Source organism: Actinophytocola sp. (genome assembly GCF_050699915.1).
Classification (GTDB): Bacteria; Actinomycetota; Actinomycetes; order Mycobacteriales; family Pseudonocardiaceae; genus Actinophytocola.
On record NZ_JBOHGA010000211.1, the window covers coordinates 1 to 10,522 of the forward strand.

Consider the following 10,522-nt stretch of genomic DNA (forward strand, 5'->3'; position numbering starts at 1 on the left):
GGACCGAACGGCTGCCCCTGGCCGGGCTGCGCATGGCCCGGCTGCACCTGCCCGAACGGCTGCCCCTGACTCGACTGCGGCTGCCCGAACGGCCGTTCCTGGCCGGGCTGCGGCTGCCCAGGGTCCTGTGGCTGGCTCGACTGCGCCGGACCGAACGGCTGGCCCTGGCCGGGCTGCGCCTGACCGAACGTCTCCCCCTGACCGGCATGCGGCTGCCCGAGTGGCTGCTTCTCGCTGGACAGCGACTGTCCAAGATCCTGTGGCTGGCTTGGCTGCACCTGCCCGAACGTCTCCCCTTGACTGGCCTGCGGCTGCTCCACGCCGGACTGCGGCTGACTCAGCTGGCCCTGCCCGAAGTCCTGCGGCTGACTCGGCTGGGACTCGCTGTGCTCTGCCCGCCCAAAGTCGTCACCTCGATCGGCCTGCGGCTGCCCAGTCTCCGGCAGCTGACTCGCATCCGCATCCCCGGACGACTGCCGCTGTTCCGGAGGCGGATCGCCGGCCGATGCCTGCCCGAAGTCCTGTCCCTGACCGGCTTGTGGCTGCCCAAGGCTCGACGGCTGACTCAGCTCCGCATCCCCCAACGCCTGCGACTCGCCGGGCTCCGCCCGCCCAAGATCCGATGGCTGACTCGACTCCGCCGGCTCGAACGCCTGCTCCTGGCCGGGCTTTGCCTCGCTGGCCTCCGCCTGGCTCGAGCTCGGTGGCTGACTCGCCTGCGCATCCCCGAAGGTCGACCCCTGTTCCGGTGGCGGCTCGCTCGACTGCTCCTGACTCAGCGCACCCTGCCCGACGTCCTCCGGCTGGCTGGCCTGTGACTCGCTCGGCTGCTCGAAGTCCTCCGGCGGGCCGGCCTGCGACTCACCCGCCTGCCCCCGCCCGAACGGCGACCCCATGCTCGCCTGCTCCTGCCCGATGTCCTCGGACTGGGCCGACTGCGACTCATCCGCCTGACCGCGCCCGAACAACTTCCCCAGGCTCTCCTGCACCTGGTCCGACTGCGGCTGGCTCGGCTGTCCCTGGCCGAACGCCTCTCCCTGACTGGCCTGCGGCGGTTCGAAATCCTGCGGCTGACCTGCCTGTGCCTGCCCGACCGCGTGCCCCGGGCTCGGCTGTCCCTGGCCGAACGCCTCTCCCTGACTGGCCTGCGGCGGTTCGAAATCCTGCGGCTGACTTGCCTGTGCCTGCCCGGCAGCGTGCCCCGGGCTCGGCTGACTGGCCTGCGACTGCCCGAGTTCGGGTGACCGGCCAGGCTGCGGCACATCGGACTGCGCATGCCCGAACTGCCGCCCCTGGCTCGCCTGCGGTGGCTCGAAACCCTGCGGCCGGCCGGGCTGCTGCCCGAAGGGCGGCGACTGCGTCGGCTGCCCTGCCTCCGGCTGCCGCTGCCCCGGCTGTCCAAACGACTGCCCGGACGCGGCACTCTGCCCCGGCGATGTCGGAGCCACCTGCCATGGCATCGGCTGCGAGGCCCCCTGCCCCGGAGCAGGCGGCACCTGGCCGGGATGTCCTTGTCCCCCCGGCATCTGCCCGGCGGCCTGCTCAGGCGCGGATGACTCCGAAACCGCCCGGCCCGCGGAATCGCTTGCCTCGGCAGGCGTGTCGACCTCCCTCACCGGCGCCGAACCAGCCGCATCTCCAGGCCCCACCGGACCCGACGGTCCGCCCCTGCCTCCCGCAACGTCGGCAAACCGGCTCGCCGACGCAGCCGCGGCCGGAGTCAGCGGCGGCGTGGGAGAAGCCGCAGGCGGTGGAGACATCGGCGGCACGCCTCGCACCGGCATCGGTGTCGGCGGCGCAACAGGCGGTGAGGCAGACGGAGGAGAGGCAGGCGGCGCTGCCCGCACCGGCACGGGAGTCGGCGGCGCGACACGCGGCGGCGCAACAGGCGGCGGTGAGACAGGCGGAGCTGAGGCAGGCGGCGTGGGCGGTTCGTGCCTCGCTGGAGCGGTCAGATCCGAAGCAGCGTCCGAGGAGTAGACGGTCTCCCAAGGCAAGGCCCGGCTCGCCCGCCCCGGCCGCTTCGGTTTGACCGGTTCAACCGGTTCAACCGGCTGATTGGAATCCTCGACAACCCGAGGCGCCGGCGACGGAACTGGCGAAGGCGAGTCCGCCTTCCGATGCACCCCACCGGCGGCCCGCCGAGCCTCGTCCACGGCCTTGAACCACGCCGAACCCGACGCCTCCTCCGAGGGCGAGTCCGAGGGCGAACCCGGCGCCGAATCCGAAGCCTCGCTCAGTTTCGACGCCTGCTCCTCGGCGACCTGGCGCAGCCGCTCGGCCTCCTCGTCGGCCGAGGTCGGCACGGCGATGCCGCACAGCTGGCAGTTGCCGTTCACCACCTCGCCGGTACAGCCCGGCCGCGGGCAGTTGGCCATCCCCACCTCAGTCCCGGTACTTCGGCGCCGGCGGCTGCGGGCGCGGCTCACCGGTGCGCCCCAGCCAGCGGTCGTAGCTGCTCGCCCACGAGCCGCTCGCCACGGACTGCTCCAGCACCCCGTTGACGAACCGCACCATGTCCTCATTCTCCTTCGGGATCCCGATTCCGTAAGGCTCCTGCGTGAACCGGGGCCCGGCCATCTTCACGTTCGGGTCCTGCGCGACCATCCCCGACAGGATCGTGTCGTCGGTCGACATCGCCTCGACCTGGCCCTGCTGCAGCATCACGAGGCAGTCAGACCAGTTGTCCACCTGCACGGGGACCGGGTCCGCCTCGTGGTCGGCGATGGTCTTGATCGACGTGGATCCCTTGGCGGCACACACCTTCTTGCCACCCAGCTGACCCAGGCTGGTGACCTCCGACGCGCGGTCGACCAGCAGCCGCTGGCCCGCCTGGTAGTAGATGGCCGAGAAGTTGATGTCCTGCCAGCGCACACAGGTGGCGGTCATCGTGCGCACCACGACGTGCACGTCCTTGTTCTTGAGCGCGTCGATGCGGCCGGCGGACGTCACGACCTTGAACTGGACCTTGTTCCCGTCCCCGAAGATCGCCTTCGCGATCTCCCGCACCCGGTCGATGTCGAAGCCCTCGAGCGCGTTCGTGGTCGGGTTGCGGAAGCCGAACAGGAACGTGTTCTGGTCGACGCCGGCGATCAGCTTGCCGCTGTCCTGGATCTTCTTCATCGTCGAGCCGGCCGGCATCTGGCGCGGCGGCGGCATCGGGCTCAGCGCCCGGAAGCTCCGCGTCGGGTCGCAGTCCGGCGCGGGCGCGGCCGAGGTCGACGGCGGCGCCGGGTTCTCCTCGACGCCGACCGGCGCCGGCCGCTCCACGCTGTCCACTGTGGCCAGGTCGACGGGCCGCCCCCCGCCGGCGCAGCCCGTGACGCCGACGAGCAGCAACGCCAACACGGCAACGCGGTTCGCCTTGGCCCTCACCGGTACTCCTGCAGTCGTTCTCGAATCCCCATTGTCACCCCGGCGGCCGCCACCAGCGCCAGCACCGCCACACCGGGCACCAGCGCGGTCATCGCGCTGCTGGCCGAGCTGGTCTCGTCGACGAACACCGCGCGCCCCTCGTCGATCGCCGCGCGCAGGTTCTCGTCCAGCTCGTTGAACGCGGGCCCCGCGCCGTCGTCGTTCTCGATCGCGACGTCGACCGCCTTCTCGTACTCGCCACCGTCGTCGAGGCCGCGCACGTTCTCGTGTGCGGCGAGCCAGTCGCGCACGTTCTCCTGGGCGCCGACGAGCGCGGCATCGTCGGCGGACACGGCCTGCGCCTGGGCGAGCAGGTTGTCGCCGCCGGAGATCTGCGGCGCGAGCCGCTTCCAGTCCGCCTCGTACTCGCCGCCGTCGCCGCGCGCCACCAGGGTCAACGTCTCGTTCGCGCGCATCTTGAGCGCGGTGATCCGGGCCTGCACGGCGAGCTCGACCTGCCGGGTGCCGGAGTCCTGCCCGCCCGCGACTCTGCTCGACTCGAGCAGCAACGCGACCGTGCCCCAGGCGAGCCCGACGACCACCGCGATCGTCGCGACCAACAACCCGACGTTGAGCAGCCGGTTGGTCCGCCGGGTCAGGTACATCTGGGTGACGACCAGCGCGACCAGCAGCAGGAGAACGAGACCGACGGCGGTCCACGGGAACGACCGGGCCTGCTGCTGCTCCTGCGCGAGCCGGTCGAAGTCGATCGAGTACAGCGCCTGGGCCGCGGGCAGCAGCTTCGCGCGCATCAGGCCGGAGGCCTCACGCAGGTACGCCGCGCCGGCCGGGTAGCCCTGCCGGTTGTAGGCACGGGCGGTCTCGACGAGCCCGGTGTAGACGGGCAGCTGCTGGGACAGCTCGTCGACCTGGGCCTGCGCCGCGGGCACCCCGGCCACGTCCGCGGACGCGGTCGCCAGGTTCGCGCCGGCCTGGGCGATGTCGAGCTCGTAGCGCTCGCGCAACGCCGCGGGCGGGGTGCCGCCGGAGAGGAACGCGCTTGCCGCGGTCGCGTCGGCGTCGGACAGCGAGCGGTAGATCTGCTGGGACGCGGCGGCGACGGGCTCGCGGTGCTCGATCAGGTTGTCGATCGTGGCCTGCTTCTGCTGCAGCGCGACGACGCCGACGATGCCGGTGACCAAGGCGAGCACGACGAGGGCGACACCGACGACGAACAGCCGGCCGGGAGTGCTCCCGGCCGAGCGGCGGGCGCGGCGGGCCGCGGTCGCCGGGATCCCCAGGACTCCTCTGCGTGGCCCCGCACTGGTCGCCGAGTCGGGTGGCGAAACCGTCACCATGGGTGATCCCGACGCAGTCTCCACGCCGAGAGAGTCAACACCACGGGGTCGCTCGTCACGTCCGCTTTCCCCTCGCAGTTACTGCCCTGTGATTTCAACGAACTTAGTGCAGCGTTCGCGTGACGGCCACCGCCGTCGACACCTGACACGTCCGGGCTCGTTGCCAGGGCTGGACAAATACGCACGGTGATGAAACGCCTATGTTGACCTTTGCGTAATCGCTCGGTTGCGCTCTGGAATTCCCGGCCCGCGTCTGCGAATCTCGGAAGTGAGCGCCCACACCCCAAAAAGCCAGGTGGAGAAAATGGACACTCGCCCCAACCTCCAGCAAATCGCCGTCTTTTGCGGCGAATGCAGTTGCGGATGCCCGACGCTGTGGGTCGACCCTGATGCGATGCCCAGCCAACGCGTCGAGATCACCGATGACTTCGGCCAACGGATCCAGATGAGCGTCGCCCAGCTCTCCAACATCGTCGACGACGCGAAGAAGGGGGTGCTGGACGGGTTGCTCCGCCCGGCCAGCTGAGCCGGCGCGGTGGGCACCGAGGTCTGGCTCCGCTGGGCCACCACCGCCGCGTTCCTCGCGGTGGCCGGGTACTGCGTCGCCCGGCTCACCGCCGCACACCGGGTACCGGCCGGCTATCCCGGCCGGCACCGAGCCGTTGACGTCGCCCACATATTGATGGGCGTCGGCATGGCCGCGATGGCATCTCCAGTGGGTGGCCCGTTGCCGTCGGTGGCGTGGCAGACCATTTTCCTGCTGCTCGCCGCGTGGTTCGCCGGCTCGTGGTGGCACGAGCGGCGCAACGGTACGCCGGCGTCGGACGGCATGGGCTGGCACGGCACCGGGCTGCACCACGCGGTCGCCGCGCTGGCGATGCTCTACATGCTGGCCGCCATGCCGCACGGCGCCGGGCACGATCCGGCGCCGTGGCTGCCCGGGCACCTCGAGCCGGGCATCGCGCTGCCGGCGCTCGGCCGGGTGCTGGTCGGGTACTTCGTCGTCTCGGCCGTGCTGCTGGTCGCCCGAACGAACTGGCGACCGACGCCGCGCCCGGGACCGCAGCCGGCGATCCTGCGGACGCCCCGGATCACCGCGACCTGCCAGACGACGATGGCACTGGGCAACGGCTACCTGCTGCTGGCCATGCTGGGCTGACCGCTCGACCCGTCAGCCCGCCAGGCCGAGGTAGGCGCCCATGGCCCGGGCCTGGTGGTCGAACCAGGCCTCCAGGTCGGTGATCGTGTTCTGGAAGCGGCCGAACAGCTCGAAGTTGACCGCGCCGAACAGTTCCGTCCAGGCGATCAACCCGCGTGCCATCACCGCCTCGCTGACGTGCGGGGCCACGACCTCCCGGATCTGCGCCAACTCCGGGCGCAGGATCGGCTCGGGCGGGAGCAGGTTGGCGGGCGCGAGCCGGCCGGCGGCGTGCGCGTCCTCGAGGATGGCGCCGAGCACGATGACCGGACGGATCGATGGCTCGACGGTGTCCTGCGGCGCCGCGTAGCCGGGCACCGGGCTGCCGTAGATCAGCGCGTACTCGTGCGGCCGGGCCACCGCCCAGTTCCGGATCGCGTGCGCCACGGTCAGCCAGCGGCCCAGGTGGTCGGCCCGCTCCCGGATCGCCTCGCCGGCCGTCTCGACCGCCTCGCCGAGTGAGTTGTAGGCGTCCAGGATCAGCGCGGTCAACAGCTCGTCGCGGCTCGCGAAGTACCGGTACAGCGCAGACGAGACCATGCCCAGCTCGCGGGCGATCGCGCGCAGCGACAGGTTCGCCCCGCCCTCCGCGAGCTGCCGGCGGGCGACGTTCTTGATCTCGTCGACCAGCTCGGCCCGGACCCGCGCCCGAATGGACCCCGCGGTCCGCTCAGCCATGCCCCACTCCCTCCGCTCCTCTACCCGCGCCTCCGCCGGCGACAAGAGTATTGCACACAACCGAGAGCGCTGCTCTTGACAGAGAGCATCGCCCAGTAGAGCATTGACCCAAACAGAGAGCACCGCTCTCAACCAAGAGAGAGGAACACGCTCATGACGCTCCACGTGATCGTCGGCGCAGGCCCGATCGGCACCGCGACCGCGACGCTGCTGGCGGGCCGCGGCGAGCAGGTCAGAGTCGTCACGCGAAGCGGCGGCGGCCCGGAGCACCCGGGGGTCGAGCGAGTGGCCGCGGACGCGACGAACGCCGACCGGTTGGCGAAGCTGGCCGAGGGCGCGGCGGCGCTGTACAACTGCGCGAGCCCGCAGTACCACCGCTGGCTGACGGACTGGCCACCGCTGGCCGAGTCGCTGCTGACGGCAGCCGAGCGCAGCGGCGCGGTACTTGCGACGGCGAGCAACCTGTACGGGTACGGCGAGGTCGACGGGCCGATCACGGCGGCGACCCCGCTGGCCGCGAAGCACCCGAAGCTGCGCTTGCGCGCGGACATGTGGCGCGCGGCCCTGGCGGCGCACGAGGCGGGCCGCGTCCGAGCGACGGAGGTGCGAGCGAGTGACTACATCGAGGCGAACTCGATCTTCAGCGTTGCGCTCGGCAAACCGCTGCGCGCGGGCAAGCGAGCGTTCGTACCGGCGGCGCTGGACACGAAGCACAGCTGGACGTCGATCGCGGACGTGGCACAGACACTGGTCACGGCCGGGACGACGGAGCGCGCCTGGGGCGAGGCGTGGCTGGTCCCGACGAACGCGCCGCTGACCGTGCGGGAGCTGGCGACCCGCTTCACGGAGTCGAACGCCCTCCCGAAGGCGAAGGTGTCGGAGCTGCCGTACCCGATCCTCTGGACGGCGGGCCTGTTCGTCCCGATGATCCGGGAGCTCCGCACCACGCGGTACCAGTTCACCCGGCCCTTCGTGATCGACAGCTCGCACACGGAGCGGGTCTTCGACCTGAGCCCGACCGACCTGGACACAGCCCTGAAGAACGTCGCCTGACAGCCCCAGGCCACTCAGCCGATGACAACCGCCAGAGGCCGGCCTCCGCAAACACCAGCGCCAACTCCACATCGCCAGCTCCACGGGCCCCAGTCCCCACGGCGCAACCCATCACCGGCCGCTGCCGCCAAGGACCGCCCCACCACGGCCGTCGCCCACCGCGGACCGCACGCCGGCCATGCCGCCACCGCAGGCTTCACTCACATCAGCTCGGCCCCACCCGGACCACAGCCAACCAGCCACAACAGGTCGGCCACACAGTCGGCGCTACCTCCGACCGCTCCGCCACACACTCCGGGTCCACCCACTCGACTCGGGCCCCGTCGGCACGAAGAGCGCGCGTCCGTCGCCCGCGCACGCACGCGCGCCCGCGATGGCAGCCCCCACCCTCTCCGGGGGCGCCCCTGGTCCATTCTATCGGGCAGGTCTGACTAAAAGGGCTGGTCAGCCTTGGCCTGTGGACAACTGGTGGGGTTGTGGACAGGTCCGGGCGGGCCGGGACCTGCGCGACCTGCCGGACGTGCCGACCGCGTTCACCGCCTACGAGCGCCCAGCCGCTCGTCTTCAACCTCGTGGCCAGGTCCGCGAACGGGCACCGCATCGGTCGGGCCGCGCCGGGTCACTCGTAGGCGATCGCCGACAGCACGTTCACCCGGGCGGCCCTGGCCGACGGCAGCAGGGCCGCCACCAGCCCGGCCACCACCGACAGACCGAGGAACACCGCCAGCGACACCCATGGGACCGCCAGCTCCGCCAGGCCGGCCACCGCGACCACCGCCGCGCCCGCCGCGCCGCCGAACAATAGGCCCAGCACGCCACCGAACACGGCCGTCACCACCGACTCCGCCACCACCATGTGCACCAGGTGCGAGCGCCGCATGCCGATCGCCCGTAGCAGGCCCAGCTCCCGCGTTCGCTCCACAATGGACAGCGCCATCGTGTTGACGATGCCCAGCACGCCGATCACCACGGACAGCCCCAGCAGCACGTACAGCATCAGCTCGGCGAGGTCGACCTGGCTCGACGCCGCGGCCGCCGTCTGGGTCTGGTCCTGAACCGTCACCTCCGGGTTGTCCGCCACGAGCGCGGCGAGCGACCGCTTGACCGCCGCCGCGTCGGCGCCCGGCGCCAGCTTCACGTAGCCGAGCGCCGGCAGCGTCGACACGAACCGCTCGGCCGCGTCCGCCGGCGCCAGCACCGGCCCGCTCAGCAGGAAGTTCGCCCGGTAGCTGCCGACGATCTCGTAGGCACGCGGGCCGCCGCGCGGCGTCGCCAGCCGAACCGTGCCGCCGACTGCCAGCCCCCGCGCGGACAGCGTGTCGGAGTCCACCACGACCTCGCCGGGCCGAAGATCCCGCAGCTGCCCCGAAACCCGCTCCAGCCCGAGCACCGCGACCAGGTCGGTTACTGAACCGGCGCTAGCCGGGGAGGCACCCGAGCCCGAGAGACGGACCGTGTCCACGTACTGCACCGCGGCCCGCGAGACCCCGGGCAGCTCTTGCGCCGAGGAGATCACCGACGGCTCGAACGTCGGCATGATCCGCCCGTCCGCGGCCGTCGGCGGGCCGCCACCCTGCCCGCCGGCCCGCCCGCTCACCCCGTCGCCGGCGATCACGAAGTCGGCGGCCAGGTCCGTGCCCACCCGCGTGCTCACGTCCGTTCGCAGCGACTCCGCCACCACGCCGACGCCGCCGACCAGGCCCAGCGTCACCACCAGGGTGGCCACCGTGACGGCCGTCCGCCGCGGGTTGCGCTCCGCGTTGCGCCGGCCCAGCTTGACCGGCATCGACCAGCCCAGCAGCCGCCCCATCGCCGGCAGCAGGGCCCGACTCGCCAGCGGGGTCAGCAGCGCGAGCCCGACCAGCGAAAGCGCGACACCGCCGCCCAACGCGGCCCACCGGAAACCACCGAGGGACGAAGGCACGCTCGCCACGACCGCGGCCGCGCCGGGCACGAAGAGCGCCGCGCCGAGCGCGGTGATCCGGGTCAGCGAGCGCGCTTCGGCGGCCGACGCCCGCATGGCCGCGACCGGCGGCACCCGCGACGCCCGGATCGCCGGCAGCAGCGCGGCCACCAGCGTGACCCCGATGCCGAGCACGAAGGCCAGCACCAGGTCGCCGCCCGGCACGATCAGCCCGACCGGCAGCTGCGCCCCGCTGTTCGCCTCCATCACCGACTTCAGCAGCACCGAGGTGCCCAGCCCGAGGCCGATCCCGACGGCCGACGCGATCGCGCCCACCAGCGTGGCCTCCACCAGCACCGCGCCGATGATCTGCCGCCGGCGCGCGCCGAGCGCGGCCAGCAGCGCCAGCTCACCGGTGCGCTGCGCGACCAGGATCGAGAACGTGTTGAGAATCAGGAAGATACCCACCAGCAGCGACAGCCCGGAGAAGCCGAGCAGCACGATCCGCACGATGTCGAGGAACGCCCTGCCGTCCGCCGCGGTCTGGTCCGCCACCTCGGCACCGGTGCGCGCCAGGTAGCCGGAGCCCAGCGACGAGGCGAGCCGGCCGCGCAGCTGCTCGGGCGTGACCCCGTCCTCGGCGGTCGCCGTGATCGAGCTGAACTCGCCGCGCGAACCGAGCATCAGCTCCTGCGCCACCGGCTCGGTGAACGACACCTCCGTGCTGCCGCCGAGCGTGCCGAGCCCGTTGCTGAACCCGTAGACGCCGACGACCTCGAACGTCTGGCGCGGCGCCAGAGTCAGCACGTCGATCGTGCCGCCGACCCGGTAGCCGCCAAGCTCGGCGAGCCCCGCGTTGATCGCGACCTCGTTCGCCGCCCGCGGTCCGTGGCCCTCGCGCAGCCGCACCAGCCCGGTCTCGCCGTGCCAGGCCCGGCCGAGCCGCGGCGGACCCTGCACGCTGATCACCTTGCCGTC

8 protein-coding genes are annotated in these 10,522 nt (G+C 72.1%); 4 read left to right on the forward strand and 4 right to left on the reverse strand.

The window, feature by feature from the left end:
- The coding region (locus ACRDSK_RS27235; protein ID WP_431444168.1) for a hypothetical protein at nt 1-818 on the forward strand (818 nt) is incomplete at its 5' end.
- A 1,567-nt stretch (nt 819-2,385) separates the two neighbouring features.
- On the opposite strand, the gene ACRDSK_RS27240 is transcribed toward ACRDSK_RS27235, so the two are convergent.
- Nucleotides 2,386-3,375 carry a glutamate ABC transporter substrate-binding protein gene (locus ACRDSK_RS27240; protein ID WP_431444169.1) on the reverse strand — a complete coding sequence of 330 codons (990 nt, stop codon included), beginning with the start codon at nt 3,373-3,375 and terminating at the stop codon, nt 2,386-2,388.
- Nucleotides 3,372-4,712 carry a hypothetical protein gene (locus ACRDSK_RS27245; protein WP_431444171.1) on the reverse strand — a complete coding sequence of 447 codons (1,341 nt, stop codon included), beginning with the start codon at nt 4,710-4,712 and terminating at the stop codon, nt 3,372-3,374. Before ACRDSK_RS27245 ends, ACRDSK_RS27240 begins: the two co-directional genes overlap by 4 nt.
- Nucleotides 4,713-5,106: 394 nt before the next feature.
- Between ACRDSK_RS27245 and ACRDSK_RS27250 the strand changes: the two genes are divergently transcribed.
- Complete coding sequence (locus tag ACRDSK_RS27250) at nt 5,107-5,238, forward strand: hypothetical protein (RefSeq protein ID WP_431444172.1); 132 nt, start codon at nt 5,107-5,109, stop codon at nt 5,236-5,238.
- Nucleotides 5,239-5,247: 9 nt separating this feature from the next.
- Entirely contained in the window at nt 5,248-5,871 is a 624-nt protein-coding gene (locus tag ACRDSK_RS27255; protein ID WP_431444173.1) for a DUF5134 domain-containing protein, read from the forward strand.
- Nucleotides 5,872-5,883: 12 nt separating this feature from the next.
- On the opposite strand, the gene ACRDSK_RS27260 is transcribed toward ACRDSK_RS27255, so the two are convergent.
- Nucleotides 5,884-6,588 carry a TetR/AcrR family transcriptional regulator gene (locus ACRDSK_RS27260; protein WP_431444175.1) on the reverse strand — a complete coding sequence of 235 codons (705 nt, stop codon included), beginning with the start codon at nt 6,586-6,588 and terminating at the stop codon, nt 5,884-5,886.
- 153 nt (nt 6,589-6,741) lie between these two features.
- Here ACRDSK_RS27260 and ACRDSK_RS27265 point away from each other — a divergent pair, with 153 nt between their 5' ends.
- Nucleotides 6,742-7,641, forward strand: a complete 900-nt coding sequence (locus ACRDSK_RS27265; protein ID WP_431444176.1) for an NAD-dependent epimerase/dehydratase family protein — start codon at nt 6,742-6,744, stop codon at nt 7,639-7,641.
- Nucleotides 7,642-8,260: 619 nt separating this feature from the next.
- On the opposite strand, the gene ACRDSK_RS27270 is transcribed toward ACRDSK_RS27265, so the two are convergent.
- On the reverse strand, nt 8,261-10,522 hold a 2,262-nt coding region (locus ACRDSK_RS27270; RefSeq protein WP_431444177.1), incomplete at its 5' end, for an FtsX-like permease family protein.